Origin of the sequence: Embleya sp. NPDC005575, from assembly GCF_040605455.1 — a bacterium.
Taxonomy (GTDB): domain Bacteria; phylum Actinomycetota; class Actinomycetes; order Streptomycetales; family Streptomycetaceae; genus Embleya.
Genome location: NZ_JBEXCV010000125.1, coordinates 1 through 26937, shown reverse-complemented (window position 1 = coordinate 26937; position 26937 = coordinate 1). Strand labels below are relative to the sequence as shown.

The window sequence follows — 26937 nt, the reverse complement described above, 5'->3', positions numbered from 1 at the left end:
TCGGCGGCTTCGCTTTCCTCGCTTTCGGCTTCCACCGCGTTTCCGCGCTTTCCGCCTTCCGGACTCTAGCAGATCCTGCGACCCGCTTTTCGTCCATTGCTTTCCGCCTTCGAAACTTTCGTTTCCCCGGCTTCCGGCTCTTCGAGCTTAGCAGTCCTTTCGGCCTGCTTCGCTCACCGCTTCGGGCATCGGGAATTTACATTCTCCGAGGCATTTGGCGGCGCCCGCAGACTTTAGCGGAGCACATTCCCGATCGCCTAATCGGTGATCGTGGATTTGCTCGCCTCCCGGGCGGACTTCGCAACAGTACACGGCCGGGCCCGGAGCGCCAAATCGCTCCGGGCCCGGCCGCTCGTACCGTCCCCACGGGATCAGCCGAAGGTCAACGCCCCTTCCCCGTCAGGGGTTTCGGCCCCGGCACCGTGTTCGGGCCCGCCTCGGTCACCGCAGGCGTGGTCGTGACGGTGCCGTCGTTGGTGAAGCCGATGCCCTTCAGCGTGGGAAGCGCCCGGCCGGTGCCGGTGAGCTCCACCCGGTATTGCAGGAAACGCGACGCACTGCCGACCGTGTCGCCCGGTCGGGTCAGGTCCTTCCATTGCGTCCAGCTCGCGTCCGGGACGGCCGTCGTTCCGGTCCGCACCGATACCCGCAGCGTGGTGCCCTTGGGAATCTCGGCCTGCCAGTCACCCGCCAGCCACGTCACCATTTGGCCGGCGTCCAACGGCTTCGACACGTACGTACCGGTCGGAGCCTTGTCCAGGGTGAGCGCATCCGGCCGGTCACCGCTCACCGCTCCGCCGGACACGGTGCCGTTGGTGAAGTCGAACGCGCCGGTCTCGGCGACACCCGGCCTGGGCATCGCCAGCCGTGCGGTGTCCTTCTTCTTTCCACCGCCGCCTGTCCAGGTCCCTTCGTTCCCGGCCGCGTCGACGCCCGCGAGGCTGAAGGCGTACGTCCTGCCCGAGCCGAGGTGGCCGAGCTTGGCGTGGTGCTCGGTGGTCGACTGCTTCCGGTCCGCGTACACCGGTCGGACCGATGTCGGGTTGTCGCCCAGCAGCACCGATGTGGTCGTCGGCTTGTCCGTCTTCCAGGTCAGGTCGGCGCTGCCGTCCGGCCAGGTCTTGACCGAGACGTCACTGATCACCGGCGCCTTGCGGTCGGCCTTGGGCGTGCGGAACTCGGCGGGCTTGGCGTTCGGGGCGGGCCAGACGCTGCGCTCGCCCTTCGCGTTCTCCGAGGTGAGTCGGTAGTAGTAGGTGGTGTCGGGCTTGAGCGCGCCCAGGGCGACCTTGTGCTCGCCCGCGGTCTCCACGCTCTTCTGGGTGATCGGCAGCTGGTCCGGCTTGGTGCCCAGCTGCACCTCGGTGGTCGAGGGCACGTCGGTCGTCCAGGTCAGCGTGCCCGAGCCGTCCGCCGCCGGGGCCGCCTTGGCCTGGGCGATCTGCGGCGCGACCGGGTTGGCGTAGGTCGCCGTGTAAGCGCCGGAGGTCCCGTCGAAGACGGCGTACTCGATGCCCTTGATGGTGGTCTTCTGGAAGGTGACCGCGGAGCCGCCGCGGGAGAGCGCGGTGAGGGTGGTGCCGCCCGAGCCGGTGGTCGGCAGCATCGTCATCAGGTTGTTCGCGGCCGCGTTCTGGTTGACCGTGAACGTGACCGAGTTGCCGACCCGGTTGAGGCCGGTGATCGTGGAGGCATTTCGGGCGTCGGTCCAGTCCAGCAATTGTTTGGCCGAAACGATCGGGACGTTCTTCGCCTTGGCCGAGGCGATCAGCGCCTGCTCGATGTCGAGCTGGCCCACGTTGCCCACTCCGCCGTTGGCGTTCGCCGAGTCCGTGTGGTTGTTCATCACGAACGCGCCGTAGAAGCCGTCGTTGTTGGCGCCGTTGACGAGCTGGTCGAAGGTGTCCGGGTAGACCTGCTGGAATTCGTCGTTGATCTGCGTGGTGCCCTGGTAGATGTCGATCATTTGACCGCTAGGGTCGGTGAATCGCATCGGGAAGCCGGAACCGGTGAAGAAGCCGGGGCTCGCCTTCATCAGCGGCCCGCCCCACGTGTTCTTCCAGTAATCCGGCATGTAGTAGTAGTTGGTGTCGAGCCGGATTCCCTTGGCCCGGGCGATCGTGGCGTTCGAACTCCAGTCGGGCCAGGTCAAACAGTGTGTGCGGTTGGTGGTGGGCTTCAGGGGCGCATAGCGGGTGAAGTCGTCCAGGCTGTTCTCGTACACCGCGCCGAGCTCGGCGTTGATGTCCGTCTGGGACGCGCCTGCGCGTAGCTGCGGGCAGCTGCCGTTCTCGTCCACGTGGCGGGCGATCTCGAAGCCCTGTGCGGTCCAGTTCTGGACGTCGGACACCGAGGGCGCCTGGGTGCCCTGGGGTCCCGGGCCCCAGACATAGATGGTGCCGCGCATGCACTTCCAGTTGCGCACCGCGGCGTCGCGCAGCGCGGCGATCGGGCTCGCGCAGGCCGGGTCGGAGCTGTTGTTGTTGTAGCGGGTCACCCTGCCCTGCATGTCGCTGAGGTTCTGGCCGTGGTTGTCGCCGGTGGAGACCATCACGACCTTGAGCAGGTCGGGCGCAGCCGTGGCGGCGTTGCCGGGCAGGTACCAGGTCCGCGGGATCGGGGCCTTGGCGCGGTTGCCGAGTTCGATCAGGTTGGCGAACAGGCGCTGCTGCTCGTCGGCCTGCGGGACCTGGACCCGGCTGAGGTCGATCCAGTCCGGATAGAACATGTCGTCGGCGCGCATCAGCGGGCCGCCGCTGTCGGAGAAGTTGTCGTTCTCGACGCCGGCCTGGGCCGGGTTGCCCTGGCGGGTCTGCACGATCGAGCGGGCCAGGTCGTAGGTGAACGCGGACGCGGTGCCGCTGCCCACGGTGCGGGTGGTCACGGCCGGGCCGAGCGGCGTGGTGCCGGTGCGGGTGTACAGGTCCGCGACCCGGACCGTGCCGACGCCGCCGGGAACCGTCCAGACGTCGGCGGGCCCGTGGTACTGCATGCTCAGTTGGCTGTAGATGCCGGCGCCGGCGGCGGTGCCGCTGTCGACCTTCATGTACTGGTTGGCCTGGAAGCCGCCGGAGGTGCCGAGGCCCAGCAGACCGGCCAGGGCGGCGCGCGGGTGCATGGCGATCAGGTTGCCGCCCGCGTTGACCCACGTGGTGAGGTCGGTGACCAGTTGCGCCGAGGGTGCGAAGTCGCCGAGCACGACGGTGGTGTAACCGTTGAGTACGGGAGCGGTGACCGCGCTCGCGTCCTTGACCGCGAACGAGTTGAGGCCCTCGCTGCGCAGGATCTCGGTGTAGTAGCAGCTGAACGGATTGGAGTCGGCCTTGATCACCAGGATCGGGCCGGTGTTGGGCGCGTCGCACGGCGGCGTCGGCGGGGCCTGGCCGGTGGTGAAGGTCCAGGTGGCATCCGACATCGCGTTGTCGGAGCGGTCCTTGATGCCGCTCACAGTGAGTGTGTACGGCGTGCCGTAGGCCAGTTCGGCGTTCGGCTTGAGGGTGAGCTGGGTTGGTGTGGTCGGATTGTCGAGTTCGAGTTCGGCGGGCACGACCGTGCCGTTGCGCTTGAGCACGAAGCTCAGGCCCGTGGGCTTGAGTGGTTCGCTGAAGGTCACCGAGGGTTGGATGCCGGAGAGCACGCCGTTGGCGTTCGGCGTCGGCGTCATGTCGGTGACCGCAGGGGCGACGGTGTCCTCGGCGTTGGTGCTGAAGACCACGTCCACCCAGTAGTTGCTGCCGTTCCAGCTGTCCGTCGGGTAGACGCTGCCGGCGTTGTACTTGTACACGCCGTTGCCGCCGTCGACGCCGTCGGCCAGGGCCGTGATCATCGAGTTGCCGACGGGCTGGGAGAACGAGCCGGTGTTGGCCGGGTAGTTGCCGTTGGGCGCGAAGTAGGACGCGACGTAGGTGACGCCGGCGTGCACGGTGATCGGGGTGGGCAGATCGACGGTCTGCCAGCCGCTGCCGGTCCGGTTCACGTTGGGCACGGTGGCCAGGCGGGTCTGGGTGTTCTTGTCCCAGAGGCTGACCGCGTACGGGCCGGTGCTTCCGGTGAGCTTCCAGAACCTGATCGACTTGATCTGGCCGTCGGTGGTGGTGCGGAACTTGACCCCGACCTCGACGCTGTTGTTGTCGGTCTGGTTGGGCGTGCTCGGGCTGACCGGGCCGGTCCAGATGCTGGTCTCCACGGACTGGCTGCTGCCGGTGCCGGTGGTGAAGGACCAGGATTTGGTGGCCATGGTGTTGCCGGCGGCATCCTTGGCGCCGGTGACCGTGACGGTGTAGCCGGTGGACACGGCGAGCGCCGAGGTGGGCTGGAAGGTCGCGGTGTTGCCGCTGTACGTCGCGGTGCCGGCGACGGCCGGGCCGCCGGTCCGGGTGACCGCCCACTGCACGGTGGCGGGCTGTACCGGCTCGCTGAAGGCCGCGGACAGCGGTGCGGCGGTGGCCACTCCGGTGGCGCCCGCGGCCGGGGTGGTCTGGGTGACCGTGGGCGGCGTGGTGTCGGCGCCGGGGACGAAGGAGACGTCCACCCAGTAGTTGCCGGCCTGGTACGAGTCGGTCGGCATGCCGCCGCCGGGGTTGTAGGTGTAGACGCCGTTGCCCTGGTTGCCGTTGCTCGCCGGGGCAACGAGTTGCTCGACGGTGTGGTCGGTCGCGAAGAAGTTGTCGGTGACCGTGTAGCGGCCGACCGGCGCGACGTAGGAGGCGATGTAGGTCGACCCGGCGGCGACCGGGATCGGGGTCGTGAAGATCGCGGTCTGCCAGCCGGACGCGCTCTCGTCGATGAAGGTTACCGAAGTCGCGGTGCCGGTCGCGGTGTTCCAGATCCGGCCGGTGTGGGTGCCGGTGTTGCCGGCGTCCTTCCAGAACCTGATTTGGGTGATCGTGCCGTTGCTGTCGGGTTTGAAGCGCACCCCGACCTCGACGGCCACCGCGTCGGTGTCGGTCACGGCGCCGCTCGGGGTGGCGCCGGCGAACAACGAGCACGGACTGCATGGTGCGGCCTGCGCCGCGGTGATCGGTGCGAACAATGTGAACAACAACGCGCCGATCGCGGCGAACGCGATGCTCGTCCACGTCCCTCTGCGTTGTCGGTGACCCGATCTGGTCCTGGCGCGGGCAGCCTTCATCGAGTTGGTGCTCCTCAATGGCATGACGGTCGGTTCGTGGGTTCGGGAGGGGCGAGCGGCGCGCCCAAGCCGGGTCGCCGTGCGCTTCCCGAGGCGGCCGCCGGCGGATCGGTACCGCCGGCTGCCGGTTCGGTGCCGGTGCCGCACCGGGTGCCGGGTCGCTGGGGTGACCCGGCACCGCGGTGCGTCGGTCGGTTGCATGCCCGGTGCCGGGTCCATTGGGTGATCCGGCACCGCTGTTGGCTAGTTGGTGGTGAAGACGACGTCCACCCAGTAGTTGCTGTCGTTCCAGGTGCTGGTGGGGAAACCGGTCCCGTAGACGTACACGCCGTTGCCGCCGACGCTCCCGGACGCGGATGCCTTGATCGGCCCGGTGCCGCCGGCCGACGTCAACCCGCCCTCCGTGGAGGAGTACCGGCCCTGGGGGGCGTAGTACGAGGCCACGTAGGTGGTGTTGGCGGCGATCTGGACCGGTTGGGTGAAGTTCACCTGTTGCCAGCCCGAGGCGGTTTCGCCGCTGAAGACCTCGCTGGTCAGGATGCTGCCCTGGGTGGACCAGATCGTTCCGGTGTGCGTGCCGGTGTTGCCGGGGCCCTTGTAGAACCGCAGTCCGGTGATCCTGCCGGGCACGGTGCTGCTGAATTTGACGCCGAGTTGGATGCCGGTGGTGTCGGTGTCGGAGAGCACGGCCGGCGTCGCGGTGGCGGGCCAGATCGTGCAGGACGGGTTGCAGGTCGGCGGCGGCGTGCTGCCGGCCGTGGTGAACGACCACGATCTGGGCGCCATCGGGGTGCCTTCGGCGGTTTGCGCGCCGCTGAGGGTGACCGAATACGACGCGCCCGGCGTCAGGTCGGTGGTCGGATCGAACGTCGCGATCCTGGTCGCGGCGTTGTAGCTCGCGGTGCCGGCGACGGTGCTGTTGTCCGACTTGGTGAGTGACCACACGATCGTCGCGGGCTGGACCGCGAGGTCGAAGGTCGCGGTGAGGTTGCCGCCGACCGGGGCGAAGTTCGCCCCGTCCGCCGGGCTGATCACGGTGACCACCGGTGCGGGGCCGGTCGGGGTGGTGTTGGAGGTGGTGAACACCGGGTCGACCCAGAAGTTGGCGTCGTTCCAGGTCGAGGTCGGGAATCCGGTGCCGTAGCGGTAGACCCCGTTGCCGCCGGCGGTATTGCTCGCCGGCGCGGTGAGCGGGCCGCGGATGTGCGCGTTGGTCAGGCCGCCCTGGTCGGCGCTGTACCTGCCGTTGGGCGCCTGGTAGGACGCCACGTAGGTGGTGCCGGCGGTGACCGGTACGGGCTGATCGAAGCCCACCTGCTGCCAGCCGGACGCGGTTTCGCCGATGAACGTGGCGGTGGCCAGTCGGGTGCCGGACGAGGACCACAGCGTCCCGGTGTGCGTGCCGGTGTTCGCGGCGTCCTTCCAGAAGCGGATTCCGGTGATGAAGCCGGCCCGGTCGGGCTGGAACTTGACGCCGAGTTCGGTGGCGGCGGTGTCCGGGTCGGGCCCGGACGAGGGTTGGTCGGTCGGCGTCCACAGGGTGCACGGGCACACGACGGGTTGCGGCGGGCCGCCGATGGTGACGGTGACGCCGGCGGACGGGGTCTCGGTGCGGGCGCTGTCGTCGGTGGCCCGGGTCTTGATGGTGAGCGAGCCGCCCGGGCCGGTGGTGAACACGTAGGTCCAGCTGTCCCGGCCGGTGGTGGCGGGGTGCCAGGTGGCACCGTTGTCCACCGAGACCTCGACGCCGCCGACCTTGCCGCCGGTGTCGGTGGCGGTGCCGGTGATCGTCACGTTGGCATTGGCGGGCAGGCTGCCGCCGTTGGTGGGTGCGGTGATGGTCGAGGTGGGCGGCGTGGTGTCGGTGCTCTTGACGACCGCGACCATGCCGGCCATCAGCGTGCCGGGCTGCACGCCCATGTCGGCGAAGAGGTTGATGGTGGCCTGCTGCATCGCGGTGTCCACGGTGCCGTTGGCGCCGACCCGGTAGACGTCCAGGCCCCAGGCCCACTGCACGGTGCCCGCGCCGAAGACGAGGGCGCCGCTGGGTGCGCGGTACAGGGTCAGGCTGTGCGTCGAACTGCCGTCGGCGTAGGTCGAACCCTGGTCCTGGAGCACCGACATGCCGGACTTGACCGTGGTCGAGAGCCGGATCAGGCCTGCGGGTCGGGCGCCGTTGTCCAGGTCGGAGTCCCATTCGTAGCCGAGGGTTCCGCTTCCGAGTGTGGTTTGTGCGGCGAGGCCGAGGGTGGCCAGGCGGGTGTTCCGCCACAGTCGCAGCCGGCCGTCCGCGCCGTTGGCGTTCATGTCGGTCGTACAGCAGTTGACGGTGAAGATGGTGCCGGTGAGGTTGTTCTCCGGCCGGCCGCCGTCACCGGGCGGCGAGAATCGCGGGTCGCGCCAGGTGCCGGTCCACACGGACGGGCCGAGCGGGTCGATCGACTGATTGGCGTGGGTGTCCTTGTACGCCACCAGGTTGCGGTGGTCGGGTCCGTTGCCGTTGATCCCGCCGTTCTCCCAACGGGTCTTCCAGAACACCTCGTTGCCGGAGAAGAAGGCGAGGTTGACGCCCGCGTCGCGGGCTGCCTCGACGTTGGCCCGCTGTGGGCCGGACCAGTATTCGTCATGGCCCACCGACAGGAACACCTTGTGGTTCGTGATCAGTTGGCCGCGTCGATCGGTGTCGACACCGGTCGAGTACGTGACGTCGTAGCCGTTGCGCTCCAGAAATCGCAGCATCGCGAACTCGGCGTTGAACAACGAGTCCGCGGGGTTGTCGGCGCGCGTGGTGAAGGGCCGGTTGTAGCTGACCTTGTACGCCCGACCCACCGGCCGTCCGGTGTAGAGGTCGTTGCCGCCGTACGCGTTGTACGCCTGCCAGGTGGTATCGGATGCCTGCATCAGCAGCGCCGAGTGCGATGCGTCGTTGCGGACCACGAACGGGATGTGGCTCGCTCCGGAAGTGCCGTCGGTGCGCGTGGGTTTGGCGATGTAGTAGCCCGATGCCGCGTCGGCCGGTACGGTCCAGGACGCGGAGTCGGTCCAGTTCGAGCAGTCGATCAGCCCGGTCACCAGGTTGTCGGTGTCGCAGTTCGACTGCTGACGCGGGGTCACCGCCGACGCCGGGATCGTGTAGACCTTGCGGGCGCCGTTGCCGTTGTACCAACCGAGCCGGTAGATATCGACGCGATAGGAACTCGCGGTGGTGTCGATCCGGAACTTGATCTGGCCACCGGCGTTGACGCTGATATCGGTGGAGAATCCCTGGATGGAGCTGCTGCCGGCGCCGCTGACGTCCCATTCGGTACGCGGGTTGCCGGTCTTGCTGTTCTCACAGGCGACCGCGTTCGTGACCGGCGCGTCACACGGCCCCGCGGATGCCTTCGGTGTATTCGGTGCCGCGACGGTCAGCGCGAGCAACAACGCGATCAGCGTCGGAATCGTTGCTCTGCGCAGCCGCAGCCTGGGCATGTTCATGAGTGTCCCCCACCCCAACTTCGGTAACCGGGGCGGTGTCCCGGGTCCGAGATAGGGGAAAGTGTGGCGCACGTTCCGGCCTGTTGTCCGGGTTTTGCCCTCTCGTGAAGCGGGCCGTGGGTACAGTGCGGGGACCGGGGGCGGGCCGGCCTCGGGTCGGACTTGGGGGAGTTCGAAACACAGGCTCTGGCGGGGATGGTTCCGCACGACGGTCCGGGGGGACTTTGTGAAGGTAGTGATCACCGGCGGCGCCGGTTTCATCGGCTCGAATCTGGCCGCCGCGTTGCAGGACCACGACGTCGTGCGCGACGTGCACGTGGTCGACGACCTGTCCACGGGGTCGCTGGAGAGTCTGGCCGGCTTGAAGGTGACGTTCCATCAGGGATCGATCCTGGAGCCGGAATTGCTCGACCACGCGTTCGCCGGCGCGGATGCGGTGGTGCATCTGGCGGCGTTGCCGTCGGTGCCGCGCTCGGTGGAGGCGCCGCTGGCCAGCCATCACGCCAACGCGACCGGCACCCTCGAGGTGCTGGAGGCGGCTCGGCGGGCCGGGAACATCCACGTGGTGGCCGCGTCCTCGTCGTCGGTGTACGGCGCCAATCGCGAATTGCCCAAGCGGGAGGACATGCGCACCGCGCCGCTGAGCCCGTACGCGGTCAGCAAGTTGGCCACCGAGTCGTATCTGCTCGCGTACGGCAACTGCTACGGCCTGCCGGTGCTGCCGTTCCGCTTCTTCAACGTCTTCGGCCCCGGCCAGCCGGCCGATCACGCCTATGCGGCGGTGATTCCGCGGTTCGTGGACGCGGCGTTGGCCGGTCGGCCGCTGTCCGTGCAGGGCGACGGTGAGCAGACGCGCGACTTCACCAACATCGGGAGCGTCTGTGCGGTGCTCACGGACGCGGTGCTGCGCCGGGTGGTCTCGGACATCCCGGTCAACCTGGCGTTCGGTTCGCGGACTTCGCTGAACGCGTTGATCGACCTGTTGACGCAGGTGCTCGGGCGGCCGGTCCGGGTCGAACACGTGCCGCCCCGGCCCGGCGACGTGCGGGACTCGCAGGCGGACGGGTCGCGGCTGCGCGCACTGTTCCCGACCGCGGAGCCGGTGGAGTTGCGGGACGGGCTCGCGCAGACGGTCGCGTGGTTCCGGTCTCGGCTCAGCTGAGCCGGTCCTCGCGCGGGCGTAGCGGTCGAGCGGGTGAGCCCACCACGGTGGTGCCCGCCGGTACGTCGCGGGTGACCACGGCTCCCGCGCCGACGAAGGCGCCGGCGCCGACGGTCAGCCCTTGCAGGACCACGGCGTTGCTACCGACGGTGGCGTCCTGGCACAGGTGCACGTTGCCGGAGATGTTCGCGCCCGGATACACGGTGCCGCGTGCGTCGAGCACGGCGTCGTGTCCGATGGTGGCGTTGTAGTGGACCTGCGCGTGCGGGCCCAGGGTGACGCTGCTGGAGATGTGCGCGTTGGCCTGGATCAGGCAGCCGGCGGCGATCACGGTCTCGGGCGAGATCACCGCGCGCGGGTGCACCAGGGTGACCGCGCGCAGGCCGCGTTCGTCGAGCAGGAGGGCCAGTCGGGCGCGGGCGGCCGGGGCGGCGATGCCGACCAGGTAGTCGCCAAAGTCGACTTCGCTCGGGCGCAGCACCGGCAGGCCGCGCACCTTCTCGCCGGCGCGGGCGTCGTCGAGGAACGCGGTGACGGTGAGCGTGGTGGCGAGCGCGGCGTCGAGGGCTTCGCGGCCGACGCCGCCGGCCCCGCAGATGTAGAGCGGCATGGGGGACATCCTGGCACCGTCGGACGGCCGGGATGAGCGCACGCGCACGTGGGCGCGGTACGGGTGGGTCCGGATCGTCGAGCGGAAGCGGGTTGTGCGGTGGGGACTGACCGGGAACGGGACCAGCAGGTCCGGAGTTCGGCACGGTATCTGTCCCGGCTTGACCTGTTGGGTACGGCCGTGGTCGCGGCGACCGCGATGTGGGCGCTGGTGGCGGCGGCGAATCGGGCCGGCGAGCCGGAGGCGTTCTTGCTCGCGCTGTTGGCCGCGGTCGGCGGGTATGTGCTGGGGCGGTTGCTCGGCGCGCGTTGCGCGTTACTTGCGCCGGCGGTGGTCGCCGGCGCGGTTGCGGGGATGTTGGTGTTGTGGCCGGGCGCGTTGAGCGGGGATGCGACGGCGCCGCCGTTGCACTACGGGAACGCGAACGGCGCGTTGGTTGCGCAGGCGGTGGGTGGGGCGTGCCTGACCGCCCTGTTCGCCGTATCCGATCGGCGTCGAGGCGAAATCCTGGTATTGGCAGGGTTGTTGGTACTTGCCGCGTTCGCGACGCGCTCGGTGGCGGCGGCGGTGGGCGCGGTTGTCGTGCTGTTGGCCGGCTTGTTGTCGGCGTCGGCGTATCGCAAGGGCATGGTCGTACTGGTGGCGGCGGTGTGTGTCGTCGGCGTGGCGCTGGGCACCGTGGTGCTCGGGGCGCTCGGTACTCGCACAGGTGGCCTGAAGGGCGCCGCCCAGGCGGGGCTGACCGAGCGTCGGGTGCAACTGTGGGGCGACGGCGTGCATCTGACGAACAGTCATCCGCTGCGCGGCATGGGTCCGGGGATGTTCGTGACGAACAGTCCGACCGCGAGTTCGGATGCGGATGTGCACTCGGCACACTCGTTGTGGCTGCGGCACAGCGCCGAGCAGGGAGTGCCCGGCGCGCTGTGTCTGGTCGCGCTGGTGGGGTGGGTGTACGTGCGGTTGTGGCGCTCGCCGCAGCCGGTTGCGGTGGTGGTGGTCGGGTCGGCGACGTTCACCGCGTTCGTGGTGCAGGCGTCGATCGACTATGTGGCCGAGTTTCCAGTGGTGTTGGTGGCGGTCGGGCTGCTGACCGGAGCGGCTACGGCCGGTCCGGACCCGGAGTTGCGGGCAAGGTTGGCGCGCGGGGGCTTGTAGCGCACGGCGTTCGGGCCGGTTCCGGGGTGGCCGCGGGCCGCTTCCGGGTCGGCTGCGGATCGGTTTCGGGTCGGCTGCGGGTCGGTTTCGGGTCGGCTGCGGGTCGGCCGATGCGCGGTGGAATTCTCCCAACTGGGCGCATTGGGGCTTTTAGACGTGATGCCCGACTCGCCCGTATTCAGGAGTGCGAAACCTCAGATGATGCTCAGATCCGTGTCGCGCGGGCGACTCCACGTCTATTTTGTGGAATCGCCGCAACACGGGCGCACATATTTCCCAGGCAAGGGGAATGTCACGTCGATTCGCAGGTTTGTCGATCCGCGTGCAGGATTGCCGGAATCCCGTTTCGAGTTCGTTGCGGGATTTTCCAGAGAATGAGAAAGCGGGACGGGCGGTCCGGGGGGCCGCTGCCGCGCAGGTGTGTACGAGCCCTGCGCATCCCGTTATACGTGCAGGTCAAGCCCTTACACCAGGTGGGCACGGGGCCGGTCGACCATGAGGTCGACGCGGTGTGCCGATGTCCTTCCATACCCCCGAAACGGTGTCGGATGATTTCGGAAAGCCCTTTCCGCAATATCGCCTCAGGTCTTTCGAATACGCTGCGCGACTGCTTCAATGCTCACTGATCCTCGGGTGGCCTCGGCCTCACCTGTTCCGTGGGAGGGCACGATCAGCAGCACAACGGCGGCGAATCCTTTCGGCGCGGACTTCTGGAGCGGCAACCGGGGCATCGCCTGGCTGGCACTGCTCGAACTTGCGGTGCTGGTCCTGGTGTTGGTGCGGGTGCTGGCCCGACGGGCGGGCCTGCGAGGGCTGTTCCGAGGGCTGTGGCAGCAGGTGGTGGCGACCGGGCGGGCATTCGCGGCGCCGTTCGTCGCGTGGCGGCGGGATCGACGCGGGGTGGCCACGTTGACCCGGCACCTGGGTGCGCCCGAGACGTTCGATCGCGCGACCCGCGCGGTGGCCGAGGCGCGCTCGGCGGGCGTCGAACCCTGGGCCGTGGTCCTGGCGGACGAGCGGGTGTCGGTACGGCTCGCGGCGGCCAAGGCGCCGGAGGTCACCGGGCCTTGGTCGGTGGATGCGGACGATCCGCTGCTGTGGTCGGCCGCGGTGACCGATCTTGGCGCGCCCGAGCCGGATGCGCGGGCGGCGTTGCCGGTCGTGGTCGGTTTGCTCGACGCCGATGTCGTGCTGCTCGATCTGGCGGCGGTGGCCCCGGCACTCGCGGTTGCCGGGGACTCGGCGGCCGGACGCGATCTCGGTCACGCGCTGACCGCGCAGCTCGCACGGCGATTGCCCGACGGCGCGGTCGGCGTGGCCCGAGGCGTACATCCGGCCTTCGCGGGCCGCCCGCCGGCTGAAACGGGTCGATCAACGCCGCGATGTTCGGCGACAAGAACGGTGTCAAGCACTACGGCCTGGACGCCCTCAAGTTCGGCGGCGTCGCGGCGCTGGGCTCGCCGGCCACCGGTGCGTTCGGTCCCGGCGCGCTGAAGTTCGGCCTCGACTCCTACATGGCGGGCCGATTCTGGCGCAAGGCCGGACTCCTGGACCTCGGGATCAAGTTCGGCGAGAAGCTCATCGACGCGCAGATCAACAAGCTCTTCCAGAACTGGCTCGGGTTGAACAACAAGTACCTCTACCACCCCACACCCGAGAACGGACGGCAGCCGTGAGTGTGTTCGGCAACCGCGGTGGCACCCGCGGCAATCGCGGCTACCGCGCCAATCGGGGCACGGGCACGCGGCACACGATCGCCGACCTGATCCGCGCCGCGCCCGTCGGCGGGCGGGTGCTGCTGGCCCCCGGTGAGTACCGCGAACACGTGGTACTCGATCGGGCCGTCGTGCTGGTCGCCGAACACGGGCCCGGCAGCGTGCGCTTGACGGGGGCTCAGGACGTCGCGCTGACCGTGACCGGCGGAGTCCGGGCCGGCGTCGAGGGCGTTGTCCTGATCGCAGCCGACGCGGACGCGCCGGCCGTCCGCGTGGCCGGCGCGGCCGAGGTCGCCTTCGACGAGTGCCGGATCGTGGGCGGCCGCTTGGAGATCGAGGACGCCGCCCGGGTGCGGCTGACCGGCTGCCGCATCTCCGGCGCCGCGGTGGCCGGTGTGTCCGTGTCCGGCGAGGCGCGGTTGTCGATGACCGGTTGCCGGGTGCTCGCGGTGGACGGCCCGGGCGTGCTGTTGGCCGGCTCGGCCACGGTCACCCTGGCGGATTCGGTGATCACCGAGGCCGTGGTCGGGCTGGGCGTGCGGGACTCGGCGACCGTCCAGGTGCGCGGCTGCGCTTTCCTGAGCTGTACGCACAACGCGGTGCTCGCCGAGGACGAGTCGGCGGTCGCCCTGGACGGGTGCCGCTGCGCCGACAGCGGCGAGGACGCGGTGCTCGTGCGTGGCGCAGCCAGGCTGACCGTGCGCGGCAGCGCGATCGAGCGCGCGGGCGCTTCCGGGCTGGCCGCGATCGGCCGGGCCTCGGCGAGCGTGTCGGACTCCCGAATCGTGGCAGCCACGCTCAGCGGCGTGGTCGCCGACGAGGAGTCCCGCCTGGAAGTGGTCGGCGGGGTGATCCGCTCTACCGGCGCCAACGGCGTCTTCGCGCGCGGCTCGGCCCGAGTCGGCCTGGACGGGGTCGCCATCGCGGACACCGCGTTCACCGCGGTGCACCTGGACGAGCACGCGCACGGCGAACTCGCCGCGATCGTCCTGGGTCCCACACCCGAACACGGCCTGTGCCTGGCGGGCGCGGCCGTCGTGGTGGCGGACGGGATCCTGGTGCGCAGCGCCGAGATGACCGGCATTCACCTCGGCGGTACCGGCAGCGCCCGGCTGGCCGGCTCCGCCGCGCACCGCTGCGGCACCGGACTGCGGCTGGAGCGGGACCTGGACGTCGAGGTCGAGGACTGCGCGTTCGGCACCACCGGGCGGGCCGGGATCGAGGTGGGCCCCGGTGCCCGGCCCACGCTGCGCCGGGTCCGGGTGGTCCGGGCCGGGACCGCCGGGGTGGTCGTGCACGAGGGCGCGGCGCCCGGGTTCCAGGACTGCACGGTGACCGACAGCGCGGGCTCGGCGATGGTGGTGTGGACCGACGCGGCGCCGGTGGTCCGGGGCGGGATCCTCACCGGCGCGGGCAAGAACGGCATCTACCTCAAGGGCGGCGCCAAGGGTGAGTTCACCGATTGTGTGGTGGGCGGCTCGGCCTTTCCGGCCGTGTACGTGGCCGCCGGGGCCGCGCCGGCGCTGCGTGACTGTGCCTTTCGGGACTGTCCGAGCGACGCGACCCTGGAGGATCCGGACGACACGGCGGCGGTGTTCGCGGACTGTGTGGCGCGCGGGGTCGTGGACACCGTGGTTTCGGGGCGAACCGCGCCGGCGCCGACGGGCACCGGGCCGGGCGAGCCGGCCCACCCGGGCGAGTCGCCCGCGGACCTGACCACACTGCTGGCCGAACTCGACGATCTGGTCGGGCTGGCCCGGGTCAAGCACGACGTGGCCACGCTGGTGCAGTTGATGCAGTTGGTCCGGCGCCGTGAGGAGGCCGGGCTGACCCCGCCGCCGCTGAGCCGGCACCTGGTGTTCGCGGGCAATCCGGGCACCGGCAAGACCACGGTGGCCCGGCTGTACGGCCGGATTTTGGCCGCGCTCGGGATGTTGACGCGCGGTCATCTCGTGGAGGCCGATCGCGGGGCGCTGGTCGGCGAGTACGTCGGACACACCGCGCCGCGCACCACGGCGGTGTTCCGCAAGGCGCTCGGCGGCGTGTTGTTCATCGACGAGGCATATTCGCTCACCTCGGCGGGCGGCGGCGACTTCGGCCAGGAGGCGATCGCCACGCTGGTCAAGTTGATGGAGGATCACCGCGACGACGTGGTGGTGATCGTCGCCGGCTACCCGGACGAGATGCACCGCTTCATCGACTCCAACCCCGGCCTGGACTCGCGCTTCAACCGCACCGTCGTGTTCGACGACTACGCCTCCGCCGACCTGGTCCGGATCGTCGAACACCAGGCCGCGGCCTACGAGTACACGCTGGATGAGCCGGCCCGTGCGGGCCTGTTGGACTACTTCGAGTCGGTCCCGCGCGATCGGCGGTTCGGCAACGGGCGTTCCGCGCGGCAGGCCTTCCAGGAGATGACCGAGCGGCACGCCCGGCGGATCTCCGAGGTGGCCGAGGTGACTCCGGAGGATCTGGTCTCGCTGCGGGCCCCCGACCTTCCCGATCTCGTCCCGGTCGCCCCCGATCAGGCGTGAGCGGCCGAACCGACCCGAAAGGCACGAAATGGCCGAACTGCCAACCGCGAACCCGATTTCGGGCAAGCGTTCGCGCGCTCGGTCCGTGCTCCCCGGCGGCCGCTCCGACCCGGCCGCCGGGTGCGGACCGTGGGTCTGGGCATGCCCGCCCTCGCGGCGGCCGGTCTGGCCGCGGTGACCATCGCCTCCGCGATCGAGTTCGGCGGCGACGACGGCGGTCACCGCAAGCCGGTCGCCCAGGCGGCGCCCATGCAGGACAAGCCGGTCCAGGTGCCACCGGGGCCACCGGGCCACCGGGGCCGGACGGCGTGATGTCCGTGCTCGATCCCCACGATCGGGCACGGACATCCGCACATCGAGCCGCTTCGGCCTCAGGAGACCTCTTCGGCCAACGAGTCGCCCGCCGGCCGCTGCGGTGGCAACATTCGGGTCGGGTCGACCGGGGAGTGGGTGATCGGCGCGGACCAGACAATGGGCCTGGGCAGCGGGAACGTCTCACTACGGTCCTGGCGGACGGTGCCGGTTCGGACCGCGCACTCGCGACCCGGATCCTCCTGGGGCAGGCCGGCGACCGGCACCGGGAAGCCCGGATTGACCCCGCCGGCGGCGGTGATCCCGGTCGGCCGCAGCAGCACGCCGATCGTGCGCCACAGAATGGCCAGGTCGACCCGGGCACTGCGGTTGCGCACGTACCAGAGGTCGTATTCGATCCGCACCGGCCAGCTGAGCGCGTTACGCCCCTGGACCTGTGCCCAGCCGGTCAGTCCGGGTCGCACGTCGAGCCGGCCGCGCTGGCGTTGCGTGTAGTGCACGACCTGGGCGGGCAGCGTCGGTCGCGGCCCGATTATCGCCATGTGACCACGCAACACATTGATCAGCTGCGGCAGTTCATCCAGGCTCGTGGTGCGAAGCAGTTGCCCGGTGCGGGTGATCCTGGTGGCGTCGGGTTCGTCCGGATAGCGCGGGTCGTGCATGGTGCGGAACTTGAGGATCTCGAAGTCGCGGCCGTGCAGGCCGCTGCGTGTCTGGCGGAACAGTACCGGCCCGCCCATGCTCGCGCGGATCATCACGTGGATCGCGAGCAGGACCGGTCCCATCAGAACCAATGCCAGCACGGCCACGGTGATGTCGAACAGTCGTCGCATGCCATGCCCCTCCCCTGGTGTGGCGTTCGGTGTGGCGTCCTTCGGGCGCCGGCGGTGTCTCCCTCACCGGCCGTCGCCCGCTGTGGTCAAGTCCAGCCCAGGCCGCGGCGCCCGGCCACGGCCCGATAGGTGTCGATCGAGATGCCCGCCACCCTGCGCTGGTCGAATTCGGCCAGAGCGCGCAGCCGGGCTGCGGCGCCGAGTTCGGCGCGCAGGTCCGGTTCGGTGATCAGGCGGTCGATCGCGGCGGCCAGCAACCGGGGCTCGCCGGGTGGCGCAAGGAGCAGATGTTCGCCGTGGGTGCCGATCTCCCGACAGCCGCGGATGTCGCTGAGCACCATGGGCAACGCGCAGGAGGCGGCTTCCATGGCCGATCGTGAGAAGCCCTCGCGGTGCGAGGGCAGGACGAACACGTCGAGCGCGTTGTACACGGCGGGCATGTCCGAGCGCGCACCGACGAATTCGACTCGGGAGCCGTGTACGGCACGGGACACCGCGTCGACCTTGTCCGGGTCCTCCGGTCCGATCCAGACGAATCGGGCCTTGCCCGCGAGCAGTCCGGCTGCCTCCACGTATTCGAGGATGCCCTTTTCCGCGACCTGCCGCCCGACTCCGCCCACGAGTAGTTCGTCTTCGGCCACGTTCAGTGCCCGCCGAACGTCCGCACGAGCGACGGGATCGGGTCGAAAACGGGTCAGGTCGGTACCGTTGCCCACCACGCGCGAGCGCCAACCGGGCACGGCCCGGCGCAGCGTCGCGTGGTCGGTGGCGTTCTGGTACAGCTCCGCGTGCGAGGCGCGGGCGGCCAGGCCCTCGGTGCCGAGCACGAACGCCCGGCGGGCCCACGGGTCGCCGGGCCGGATCCACAGACCGTGGCAGGTGTTGACCACCACCGGAACGCCCGTGGCGCGGCCCAGGATCCGACCCAACACACCGGTCTTGGGGTTGTGCGTGTGCAGCACGTCCAGGCGCAATCGGCGCAATGTGCCCACCAGTTCGCCGGCGGCGGCGGCGTCGCTGCGCAGACTCCAGGCACGAGTGAGCGAGTTCAGCGGTACATGCTTGACGCCCAGCGCCTCGATCTCGGGAACGTAGGGCCCGGCGGCGCTGATCCCGAAGGTCTCGAAGCCCGCCGCGACGTCCTCCTCCAGCTCGGTGCGCAAAAGCAGAGCCAGGCTCATGTCGATGGTGGTCAGGTGGGCGACCCGCAGGGGTCGACCGCCCGGCCCGCGCGGCTCACGCATGTGCACCGGCCCTCTTGCCCAGGCCGACGACGGCCGCGTAGGCGCGTTCCTGCACGAGCCGGCCGCCGAGTTTGGCGCGGAAGAACGCGGGCGGGTCGGTGCGCCGGACCGGGACCCGGCGCAGCCGGATCGGGTCGCAGCCCGGAAGGTTGCGGCCGAGCACGCCGGTGGCCGCGCTGCGGAACCGGCAGCGCAGGGCGTGCTCCATGTCCGGGACGGCGATCCCCCACGGATAGGCGAAGTGGGCCGGGCGTAGCCCGAGTCGGCGTTCGATGTCGTCGGAGGCTTCGTCGAGTTCGGTCGCGGTGAGTGCCTCGGGACGGGCGTGGCTTCGGGTGTGGTTGCCGATCGTGGCCAGGCCCGAGTCGGCCAGTTCGGCGACCTGGTCCCAGCTCAGCGCGGCGGATCCGCCGCTGGTGCCGGTGGAGCCCTCCCAGCGCATCTGTTCGCCGATGCAGCCGGTGGCGAGGTAGAGGGTGAACGGCAGGGCTCGGGCCCGCAGTTCCGGCCAGGCGTTGGCGTACACGTCGGCGAAGCCGTCGTCGAAGGTGAGCACGATCGAGGGCGTCGGGTCGCCGGCCGCGAGCCGGTCCACGGCGGTGTCCAGGGAGACCACGTGCGCGGGTGGGAGCAGGTCGAGCTGGGCGCGGAACGCGTCGGCGGGCAGGTCGAGTTCGTCGCGGCTGCCGCCGCCGACCCGGTGGTAGATGAGCAGCGTCGCACCGGGCGCGGGGTCGCGGCCGAGGGCTGTGGCGGCCAGGCCGCGCTTGAGCGTGGCGCGCACGCGGTCGCCGCTGATGGCGGTCATCGGGTGGTGCCCTTCGAGGTGAGCCGGGTGGGACCGGTGCGGGCGAGGGGCCACGGGACCGGTTCGCATTCCTGGCGGAGCGGGGTGCCGGCGCCGCCGGCGGGGTCGAGGAGGTACAGGCGCAGGGTTTCGCCGAGGGCGGTGGCCACGCTGCGCACCGGCTCATCGGGCTTCCACGCGCGTGGTCGGTCGCGGTCGGTGCCCAGCGCGGCGACCGTGTGTACGGTGCGGTCCGCGCCCAGATGCACGAGGGTGTGCGGCTCCTCGCCGACCAGCCACCACGTCTCGCCGCGGGCCCGGCCGCCGTCGACCACGTCGGTGCCTCGGTAGCCGCACGCCAGCGCGATGGGTCGGTTGTCCTCGACGCCGGCTTCGTGGACCGGGTCGAGTTTGTGACCGCTTTCGCCGTGTGGGTTGATCGCGGGCGGGATCACCGTCTCGGCGACCAGGGTCGGCGCCTCGTCGGCGGCCTTGGCGCGGCGAACCCGCAGGTGTTGTTCGACCGACATCCGAGTGGCCCGGGCGAAGCCGCGCGCGGGCAGGGTGGCGGCCAGCAGGCGTCGGTCACGGATCGCCTCGATGTCCCACAGGGCGGGGCGTTCGGGGGCGAGTCGCAACTTCTGCGGGGTTCGGGTGGGCATCAGGTCGACCAGGCGCGGGCTGCTGCCGGTGGGCCAGGGTTCGGTCAACACGGCTTCCTGGGCCTGCCATTGCACCACGGTGCCGATGCCGAGCGCGGCGAAGCGTTCGTCGTAGGCGGTGGAGTGCCAGGTGGCCACGTCGCCGAGGCGGAACCACAGGTGCATCGCCGCGGGTATGCCGTCCACGCGCAGGATGTACAGCCGGGCCCAGTCGTGCCGGGCGGCGCGGGCGATCAGCTCGCGGCGGGCCTCGGCGGCGGCGGGTTGCAGCGGGCCCTTCCAGCTGCGTGCGAACAGATCGGTGTAGATGGCGAATCCGGCGTCCAAGTCGCGCTCGTGCGCGACGCCGGCCGTCTCCTCGACGGTCAGGTCCCAGTGTGCGCGCACTCGGGCGGCGAAGCGATGCGCGTAGCGGTCGAAGCTGCGAAAACGGGCCTTGTGGCCGGCCCAGCCGCCTTCGACGCCTGCCAGCATGTCGCAGGCCTTCTCCCGGGCGGAGACGGTGTAGCCGCACGCACGCAGTCCGGCGATCAGCCGGTGGGTCTCCGGGTCCCGGCTGGGCATTCGATGCAGGCGCAGTTCGCGGATGCCGGTGCGGGCGAGGGCGTCGGCGATCGAGTCGGCGCCGTGCGGTTCGTCGGGGTGCACGACCACGTGGCTGCGGGGTCTGCGGTGTGCCGAGAAGACCCCCCAGCGTTCGGCGCCGATCCGCTCCAGCGGCAGCAGCGCGCGCGGCTGGTCGGCGTCGTCGAGCACGGACACCACGCGGATGTCGTCGAGTGGGTCGTGGTGGCCGTGCAGGGTGGAGGCGAACCACGCGTGGGTGTCGAACGGGTCGGCGTGCACGCCCCGGGCGGCCACCAGCCGGTCCCAGGACGCGGCGAACGCGGGATCGATCTCCAGCGGGTGCATCGGGCGGGCCCGCATCAGGCCCCCTCGCCGCGGCTGAGCGCCGCGCGCGGGTCGCTCCCGGCGACGGCGGTCCCGGCGGTCCCGGTCGCAACCGGGCCGGCTCCGGTCGAGGCGGGTCCGGTCGAGGCAAGTCCGGCGGTGGGCGGGCTCCACGTGCGGGGCCAGCGCAGGCGCGGGTCGCGCACGGGCACCTCGTCCAGGTAGCGGACGGGCGACGCGAGCAGGTCGGCCAGCATCAGCGCGATCGCCTCCAGGGTGTAGGTCGGGTCGTAGCGCACGACCTCGCGCAGGGTGGGTACGGGTTCGTGGTGGTCGACACGGGCCACCGCCAGCGGGTCGGCGCCGATCCGGTACCAGCGGTCGTCCGGTCCCCAGTCGGCCCGCATCTCCTGCGGGCCCTTGCGCGCACAGGCCACGGTGAGCAGGCGCAGCGTGGGTTGGTCCAAGGTCAGTTCGACGCCGGCCCGGATCGGGATGTCGGTCGCGGGTCTGGCCTCCAGCCGGCGGGCGATGCCGGAGGTGCCGGCGTCGACCGTGGCCACCCGCGCCCGTAGGCTGCGGACCCGGGCTCGGGCAGCGATCGGGACCGCGCGCTGCACCTCGCGGGCGCCGCGCAGCAGCGGCAGTACCCGGCGGGGCACCCGGGCGGCGCACACGTCCAGCAGGGCGGGTCGTTCGGTGCTGATCCGGTCCTTCAGCGGGCTTTCACCGGGCAGCAGGTCGATCAAGGCCAACCCGCCTTCGGCGAAAGCCAGTTCCTGGGCCCGCCAATGCACCACATTGCCCGGGGAGAGCAGCGCGGCGGCCGGGTCGTAGGCGACGGTGTGCCAGTGCACGACCGGGCCGACGCGCACGCCCAGGCAGGACGCGATGGCACGGTCGTCGGCGTAGAGCACGTACAGCCGGGCCATCCCACGCGCGTCCAGTGCCTGGGTGAGCAGCCGGCGGCGCTCGGGCGAGGCGCCGAGTCGGCCCTTCCAGCTCAGGTCGAACAGTTCGTCGTGGTCGGCCAGGCCGGCCGTGAGCGGCGGGGTGCCCGGCGCGCCGAATGCCGCCACCCGCAGTTTCCACAGTTGGCCGGCCCGCCGGGTGGTCTGTGCGATCGCGCTGTCGAAGCCTCGGTGTCGCGCTCGGTAGCCGGCCCAGCCGTCGGGGGTGGCCTCGATCATGTCGGTCATGCGTTCGCGGGCGTCCACCGCGTATCCCGCCTCGCGCAGCGCGGCCAGGAGGGCATGGGTGGCCGGGTCCCGGCTGGGCATGCGATGCAGCGTCAGTTCCCGGATGCCGATCCGGAGCAATTCCCCGACGAGTTGGCGCAGTACGGCGGGCCGCGGCTCGGGGGTGCCCAGCACGACACGTGTCCGTTCGCGTTGGCCGCGGCCGAGTTCGTGCGCGCGGCCGGCCGAGTCGAGTTCCAGCGGGAGCAGGGCCAGCGGGCGACCGGCTGCGAATACGCCGGGTATCCGCACGTGTTCGGCCCGCTCGGGGCGACTCGCCACCCACGAGGACGTCCACGCGTGCGTATCGAAGACGTCTGCCTGGACCCCCCGTCCCACCACCAATTCGTCCCATGCGCGAGCCAGATCGGCATCGATCTCCTCGGCGCGCAGGGTCGATGCACGATTGACCATCGCCCGGCCCCCACCTCGCGGTCCCGATGTGAGCAGCATCGGAACGTTTGTGCCCAACCGGTGTCCCCCGCCCCCACACGGCCGGGACACGAGTCGCCCGCCGACCAGATTAGGCCGGATGGGTCACGCGTGAAGGGTGTTTCGCAATCCGTCCACGAGTCGTCCGTAATGCTCCCCGATATCCGGGATTCGTGAGCCGGGCTCGGCCCCGGCCCCGATGTGACCGGTGGACGGTTGCCGGGTGACCGGGTGTGGGCGCACGTTCGGCGACCGGCTGACGGGACGTGACCCCGCTGTTACGGTTCCGGCAACGGGAGCCGCGGGGCTGGGGAGGCTTGGGTGGGCGGTTCGATGGTGGGCTCGGTACGGTCCGGGGGCGACGCGTTGCTGCGCCGATCCCCGGCGCAGGTGTGGTTCGCGCATCGCGCCCGGCTGCGGCTCGCGGTACTCGGGTATCACGGGATCTCGGATCCGGACACGTTCGCACGGCAGTTGGACCGGCTGCGCCGGATCGCCCGGCCGGTGTCCCTGGACGAGGTGGAGACGGCGCTGGCGACGCGACGCGCGTTGCCCGCCAAGGCGGTGTTGCTCACCTTCGACGACGGGGAACGCAGCATCCTGGAGCACGGTTTGCCGCTGCTGCGCGAGCGCGGTATCCCGGGTGTGGCGTACGTGGTGGCCTCCGCGATCGACTCCCGGACACCGTTCTGGTGGCACGAGGCGGATCGGTTGGTCGCCGCCGGGGCGCGGGTGGCGGGTGAGCCCGAGCGTTCGCCGAGCGGGTGGGTGGCGTACCTGAAGACGGTGCCGCAGGAGCGGCGTCTGCGCCTGCTCGCGGCGTTGCGCGAGGGCCGGGAGCCGGTGCGGACCCCGCAGTTGACCGGCGCGGACCTGGGCGCCCTGGAGTCGGGCGGCGTGCGGGTGGAGAACCACTCGCTCACCCACCCGCTGCTCGACCGATGCGCCGACGTCGACGTGCGTGCCGAAGTGGTGCGGGCACACGAACGGTTGGCCGAGCTGCTCGGCCGCGAGCCGAGTTCGTTCGCGTATCCGAACGGGAACTGGGACGTGCGGGCCGAGCGGTTGTTGGCCGAACTCGGCTACCGCACCGGGTTCCTGTTCGATCACCGGCTCGGGCCGCGGCTGCCGAACCACGCGTTGCGGATCTCCCGCCTGCGGGTCGGGTCGAACACCCGCCCGGATCGCTTCGCGACGATCCTGTCCGGACTGCATCCGGCCCTGCATTCGCTGCGCGGCGGCCGTTGACCTGCTTGAATCGGCGCGTTGTTCGGGTCGGCGATGCGCGGATCCGGTCGACGGACAGAACAGGGGAGATCACCGTGCTTGCTCTGCCCACGCTGTTGCGCTCGCCCGGCGAGTTGACGGCCCTCGTCCCGTCCTGGCGCGCGCTGGCGGCCGCAACGCCCGGGACGTCGTACTTCACCACGCCCGACTGGGTGTTGGGCTGGACCGAGTCGCTGGGTCGGGAGCAGGCCGGCCGCGCGGTGGTGGCGGTGTGGCGCGCCGAGGACGGCACCGCGGAGGCGGTCGTACCGCTGCTGCGCACCCGTGAGCGGTTGCACCCGCGGCTGCCCGGGGGCGTGCTGAGCTGGACGCTGCTGGGCACCGGGCCGGGCGCCGCGGACCACTGCGGATTCGCCGTCGATCCACGCCGGTACCAGGACGTACGGGCGTGGCTGGCCTCGCTCGCCCGGCGGCGCACCATGCTCTTCCCGCACCTGGATGCCGCCACCGGCGATCCGTTCCTGCCGCCCGGCGCACGCGAGATCGAGCGCACCGCGTGCCCGGTGATGCCTGCTGACCCGGCCGCACTCGGCTCGGCCCGGCATCGGCAGGGGGTGCGGCGCAAGGCGCGGAAGTTGGCCGACGACGGGATCACCTTCGACTGGGTTGCACCCGACGCGATGACGCCTGAACTGTTCGACGATTTGCTGCGGTTGCATCGATTGCGTCGGGAGGCGATCGGCGGGTCGAGCGCGTTCGACGCCACCCGGCGTCCATTGCACGCGGCGCTCGCGGCACGCGCCGAGGCCGATCGCGGGCCGTGCGCACTGGTCGCACGCGATCCGGCGGGCCGACCGGTGGGGATCCTGTACGGGTTCCTGTGGCAGGAGACTTTCGCCTACTACCAGTTGGGCTGGAATCCGGCGTATGCGAAGGCGAGTCTGGGCACAGTGCTGTTCCACGAGACGCTCACCGCGCTGGCCGCCCGCGGCGTGCGAACCTTCGACTTCCTGCGCGGGGCCGAGGAGTTCAAGCACCGATTCGGTGCGACCGATCGATACGACACGACATGGCTGGTGGCCCGGGGGGCGGGCGGCGCGCTGTTGGGCGCGAAGTCCGCGGCTCGCCGGGTCAGGGATCACCGGCTACGGCCGGTTCGGGGGGAAGCGTGAAGCATCGCATCAGGCTCGTCCACGTGGTGTGGCGGCTGAGCGTCGGCGGTGGAATCCCGCAGGTGAGTCGGCAGGTGCTGGCCGGGCTCGACCCGGAGCGCTTCGACTGCCACGCGATCATCGCCAGGCCGGCGTGGGAGGAGGACCGACTCGACGAGTTGGGGCCGAATCTCACGGTGCACGCGCTCGACCACGAAGGGCCCGCACGGCCTCGAGACGAGATCCGGCTCGGCCTGCGGATCGCCTCCCGGGTGCGCGAGTTGCGTCCGGACGTGTTGCACGCGCACAGCGGCACGGCCCGCCTGTCGCTGCCCTCCGCTCTCGGTTCCCCCGGGACGCCCCGGGTGCTGGAGGTGCACGAGCCGCTCAAGGACGGCCTGCACTCGCGGCTGACCAACGGCATCGAGGTCGGCATGGTCAAGGCGGCCGGGTTCCGCCCGTTCGCACACTCGACGCACGTGCGCGATGCGACCGCGGCAATCGTGGGGTGGCGTCCGGAACGCATCCCGTTGGTGCCGCTGGGAGTTCCGGTGCATGTACCCGACCCGGCGGCGGGCCTGGCGTTGCGCGCCGAGTTGGGCATCCCGCGCGAGGCGCTGGTCGTGGTCGGGGTCGGCCGGGCGACGCAGAAGAACATCCCGCTGATGGTGCGGGTCGGCGCGGACGTGGTGCGCAAGCTCGGCGACGCGGGCCCGCCGGTGGTGTTCCTGGTAATCGGCCGTCAGGAGCCGGAGATCCCGGCGCTGATCCAGGAGTTGGGCGTCGGCAAGCACGTCCGGGTGGTGCCGCCGCTGGCGCGGCTGAGCGACGCCTTCGACGCGGCCGACCTGTTCCTGTCCACGTCGCACTACGAGGGCTTCGGGCTCGCGGTCGCCGAGGCGATGATGGCGGGCGTACCGGTGGTCGGCACGGCGGTGGGCGGCGTGACCGACGTGGTCGCGGACGGTGTCACCGGGCGCCTGCTGCGCGCCGGCGACCGGGGCGGGCTGGTAATGGCGTGCCGCGAACTGCTGACCAACAACGCGCTGCGGACCCAAATGGGCGCAGCAAGCCGCGAGCGAGCCCTGGCCCGATTCACCCGCCAACACATGCTCGACGGCTTCGCCCAGGTCTACGAACGCGCAGCACTTCGGCGCCGCCAATAGCAACCACGCGCCCTAACGCAACAAGCAGCCCGGCCGGCGCATGAGGCCAACCAGCCCCGCCGGCGCTTGAGGCGAACCCAGCCCGGCCGGCGCATGAGGCGAACCCAGCCCGGCCGGCGCATGAGGCGAACCCAGCCCGGCCGGCGCTTGAGGCCACCCAGCCCGGCCGGCGCTTGAGGCCACCCAGCCCGGCCGGCGCTTGAGGCCACCTCGGCCGAAGGCCGGGTCACCCACACCCCGGCCGAAGCGCATGAGCCCACCACGCCAAAGCCTCACACACACAGCTCGGCCACGATGCACTCGGCCACCGACGCCCACGTCATCGACATACGAAGTTCCGCACCGCGCGCAAGCGCCCGGGCGCGGAACGCGACGTAGTCGTCGGTCAGCCGCGAGAGCGCCGCGACCAACGCGTCCACATCCCCCGGCCGCACGGCGATCCCCGCGTCGCCGACGATCCACGGTTGGTTGCCGACCGTGGAGGCCACGCACGGCAGTCCCCGGGTCAGGCCCTCGACCAAGGCGATCCCGAACGCCTCCATGTGTGTGGGGATCACCACCGCGTCCGCCTCGTCGTATACGGCGCCCATCGCCGCGTGCGGCACCCGGCCCAGCGCGCGCACGCCGGGCGGCAGCGGACCGTCCGGGCCGCTGCCGACCAGGGTCAGCGTCCGGCGCGGGTCGCGCGCGCGCAGGCGCGCGAAGGCTTCGAGCAGGGTCGGGCCGCCCTTGAGCTCCCACTGCGTCCCGACGAACAGCAGCCGTGGCGGATCCGCGGCACGCGGGCCGGGATCCACCGCCGCGGGCTCCACGTTGGTGCCCGCGCCCACCACGTGCACCCGATCTCCGGCCAGGCCGTACTCGGCGACCAGCACGTCCGCCGTGCTCGGTCCCATCACGAACACCCGGTGCGCGCCCAGCAACAGGCGTCGCTCGCGGGCCAACCACCCGTCCGTGTACCGGGATCGGTGCACACCGCCGACCGCCGCACCCTCCAGGCCCACCCGGTCGGTGTACACGCCGTAGCGCACTCCCGCCGGCGGCACCAACGCGGGCAGCGTCTGCACGATCAGCACCGGGCGGCGCGGGCCGAGCAGTCCGCGCGCGCACACCCTTCGGTCCAGCGCCGCCGTCCAAGCGTCGGTCTTGGTCCACGGCGTCCCGGGCCCGGCCCGGTGCGCCTCGCGCACGGCCCGCAGCCGCGCGCCGG

General features: G+C 71.0%; 18 protein-coding genes. 9 read left to right on the top strand and 9 right to left on the bottom strand.

Annotated features, from left to right (window positions below):
• Positions 1-382: 382 nt before the first annotated feature.
• Both ABZS54_RS31475 and ABZS54_RS31470 read right to left on the bottom strand, forming a co-directional pair.
• Positions 383-5131, bottom strand: a complete 4749-nt coding sequence (locus tag ABZS54_RS31475; protein ID WP_355543709.1) for a DUF4082 domain-containing protein — start codon at positions 5129-5131, stop codon at positions 383-385.
• Between the two features lie 243 nt (positions 5132-5374).
• Positions 5375-8602, bottom strand: coding sequence for a DUF4082 domain-containing protein (locus ABZS54_RS31470; protein WP_355543706.1), 3228 nt, complete (start codon positions 8600-8602; stop codon positions 5375-5377).
• Positions 8603-8834: 232 nt separating this feature from the next.
• Here ABZS54_RS31470 and ABZS54_RS31465 point away from each other — a divergent pair, with 232 nt between their 5' ends.
• Positions 8835-9770 (top strand): NAD-dependent epimerase/dehydratase family protein, encoded by a 936-nt coding sequence (locus ABZS54_RS31465; protein WP_355543704.1) that lies wholly within the window; start codon positions 8835-8837, stop codon positions 9768-9770.
• Here ABZS54_RS31465 and ABZS54_RS31460 read toward each other — a convergent pair.
• Entirely contained in the window at positions 9763-10389 is a 627-nt protein-coding gene (locus ABZS54_RS31460) for a NeuD/PglB/VioB family sugar acetyltransferase (RefSeq protein ID WP_355543701.1), read from the bottom strand. The genes ABZS54_RS31465 and ABZS54_RS31460 overlap by 8 nt on opposite strands.
• 90 nt (positions 10390-10479) lie before the next feature.
• Here ABZS54_RS31460 and ABZS54_RS31455 point away from each other — a divergent pair, with 90 nt between their 5' ends.
• The 5 genes from ABZS54_RS31455 (at position 10480) to ABZS54_RS31435 (ending at position 16096) form a co-directional block, all read left to right on the top strand.
• Positions 10480-11535, top strand: coding sequence for an O-antigen ligase family protein (locus tag ABZS54_RS31455; protein WP_355543699.1), 1056 nt, complete (start codon positions 10480-10482; stop codon positions 11533-11535).
• Between the two features lie 615 nt (positions 11536-12150).
• Entirely contained in the window at positions 12151-13029 is an 879-nt protein-coding gene (locus tag ABZS54_RS31450; RefSeq protein WP_355543696.1) for a hypothetical protein, read from the top strand.
• Positions 12918-13211, top strand: a complete 294-nt coding sequence (locus tag ABZS54_RS31445) for a hypothetical protein (protein WP_355543693.1) — start codon at positions 12918-12920, stop codon at positions 13209-13211. Before ABZS54_RS31450 ends, ABZS54_RS31445 begins: the two co-directional genes overlap by 112 nt.
• Positions 13208-15784, top strand: coding sequence for a right-handed parallel beta-helix repeat-containing protein (locus ABZS54_RS31440; RefSeq protein WP_355543690.1), 2577 nt, complete (start codon positions 13208-13210; stop codon positions 15782-15784). Before ABZS54_RS31445 ends, ABZS54_RS31440 begins: the two co-directional genes overlap by 4 nt.
• 129 nt (positions 15785-15913) lie before the next feature.
• A complete protein-coding gene (locus ABZS54_RS31435; RefSeq protein WP_355543687.1) occupies positions 15914-16096 on the top strand; it encodes a hypothetical protein in 183 nt (60 codons plus the stop codon).
• A gap of 59 nt (positions 16097-16155) precedes the next feature.
• Here the strand turns inward: ABZS54_RS31435 and ABZS54_RS31430 are convergent, their stop codons facing one another.
• The 5 genes from ABZS54_RS31430 to ABZS54_RS31410 form a co-directional block, all read right to left on the bottom strand.
• Positions 16156-16929, bottom strand: a complete 774-nt coding sequence (locus ABZS54_RS31430) for a sugar transferase (RefSeq protein WP_355543685.1) — start codon at positions 16927-16929, stop codon at positions 16156-16158.
• An 86-nt stretch (positions 16930-17015) separates the two neighbouring features.
• Positions 17016-18173 (bottom strand): glycosyltransferase, encoded by a 1158-nt coding sequence (locus tag ABZS54_RS31425; protein ID WP_355543682.1) that lies wholly within the window; start codon positions 18171-18173, stop codon positions 17016-17018.
• Positions 18166-18981 carry a polysaccharide deacetylase family protein gene (locus tag ABZS54_RS31420; protein ID WP_355543679.1) on the bottom strand — a complete coding sequence of 272 codons (816 nt, stop codon included), beginning with the start codon at positions 18979-18981 and terminating at the stop codon, positions 18166-18168. Before ABZS54_RS31420 ends, ABZS54_RS31425 begins: the two co-directional genes overlap by 8 nt.
• Positions 18978-20549: a GNAT family N-acetyltransferase gene (locus ABZS54_RS31415; RefSeq protein WP_355543676.1), complete on the bottom strand. Its 1572-nt coding sequence runs from the start codon at positions 20547-20549 to the stop codon at positions 18978-18980. Before ABZS54_RS31415 ends, ABZS54_RS31420 begins: the two co-directional genes overlap by 4 nt.
• Positions 20549-22165 (bottom strand): GNAT family N-acetyltransferase, encoded by a 1617-nt coding sequence (locus ABZS54_RS31410; RefSeq protein WP_355543673.1) that lies wholly within the window; start codon positions 22163-22165, stop codon positions 20549-20551. The genes ABZS54_RS31415 and ABZS54_RS31410 overlap by 1 nt, the downstream gene beginning before the upstream one ends.
• Before the next feature lie 339 nt (positions 22166-22504).
• On the opposite strand from ABZS54_RS31410, the gene ABZS54_RS31405 reads away from it, so the two are divergent.
• From ABZS54_RS31405 to ABZS54_RS31395, 3 genes are all read left to right on the top strand, one after another.
• Positions 22505-23431 carry a polysaccharide deacetylase family protein gene (locus tag ABZS54_RS31405; RefSeq protein WP_355543670.1) on the top strand — a complete coding sequence of 309 codons (927 nt, stop codon included), beginning with the start codon at positions 22505-22507 and terminating at the stop codon, positions 23429-23431.
• A gap of 74 nt (positions 23432-23505) precedes the next feature.
• Positions 23506-24582, top strand: coding sequence for a GNAT family N-acetyltransferase (locus ABZS54_RS31400; protein ID WP_355543668.1), 1077 nt, complete (start codon positions 23506-23508; stop codon positions 24580-24582).
• Positions 24579-25727 carry a glycosyltransferase family 4 protein gene (locus ABZS54_RS31395; protein WP_355543665.1) on the top strand — a complete coding sequence of 383 codons (1149 nt, stop codon included), beginning with the start codon at positions 24579-24581 and terminating at the stop codon, positions 25725-25727. The genes ABZS54_RS31400 and ABZS54_RS31395 overlap by 4 nt, the downstream gene beginning before the upstream one ends.
• A gap of 272 nt (positions 25728-25999) precedes the next feature.
• On the opposite strand, the gene ABZS54_RS31390 is transcribed toward ABZS54_RS31395, so the two are convergent.
• On the bottom strand, positions 26000-26937 hold a 938-nt coding region (locus ABZS54_RS31390), incomplete at its 5' end, for a glycosyltransferase family 4 protein (RefSeq protein WP_355543662.1).

Bases quoted from the DNA above. Each gene is read 5' to 3' on its own strand.
- ABZS54_RS31460 (WP_355543701.1), bottom strand. From the start codon at position 10,389: ATGTCCCCCATGCCGCTCTACATCTGCGGGGCCGGCGGCGTCGGCCGC.
- ABZS54_RS31410 (WP_355543673.1), bottom strand. From the start codon at position 22,165: ATGGTCAATCGTGCATCGACCCTGCGCGCCGAGGAGATCGATGCCGAT.
- ABZS54_RS31445 (WP_355543693.1), top strand. From the start codon at position 12,918: ATGTTCGGCGACAAGAACGGTGTCAAGCACTACGGCCTGGACGCCCTC.
- ABZS54_RS31420 (WP_355543679.1), bottom strand. From the start codon at position 18,981: ATGACCGCCATCAGCGGCGACCGCGTGCGCGCCACGCTCAAGCGCGGC.
- ABZS54_RS31475 (WP_355543709.1), bottom strand. From the start codon at position 5,131: ATGAAGGCTGCCCGCGCCAGGACCAGATCGGGTCACCGACAACGCAGA.
- ABZS54_RS31415 (WP_355543676.1), bottom strand. From the start codon at position 20,549: ATGCGGGCCCGCCCGATGCACCCGCTGGAGATCGATCCCGCGTTCGCC.
- ABZS54_RS31450 (WP_355543696.1), top strand. From the start codon at position 12,151: ATGCTCACTGATCCTCGGGTGGCCTCGGCCTCACCTGTTCCGTGGGAG.
- ABZS54_RS31425 (WP_355543682.1), bottom strand. From the start codon at position 18,173: ATGCGTGAGCCGCGCGGGCCGGGCGGTCGACCCCTGCGGGTCGCCCAC.
- ABZS54_RS31470 (WP_355543706.1), bottom strand. From the start codon at position 8,602: ATGCCCAGGCTGCGGCTGCGCAGAGCAACGATTCCGACGCTGATCGCG.
- ABZS54_RS31430 (WP_355543685.1), bottom strand. From the start codon at position 16,929: ATGCGACGACTGTTCGACATCACCGTGGCCGTGCTGGCATTGGTTCTG.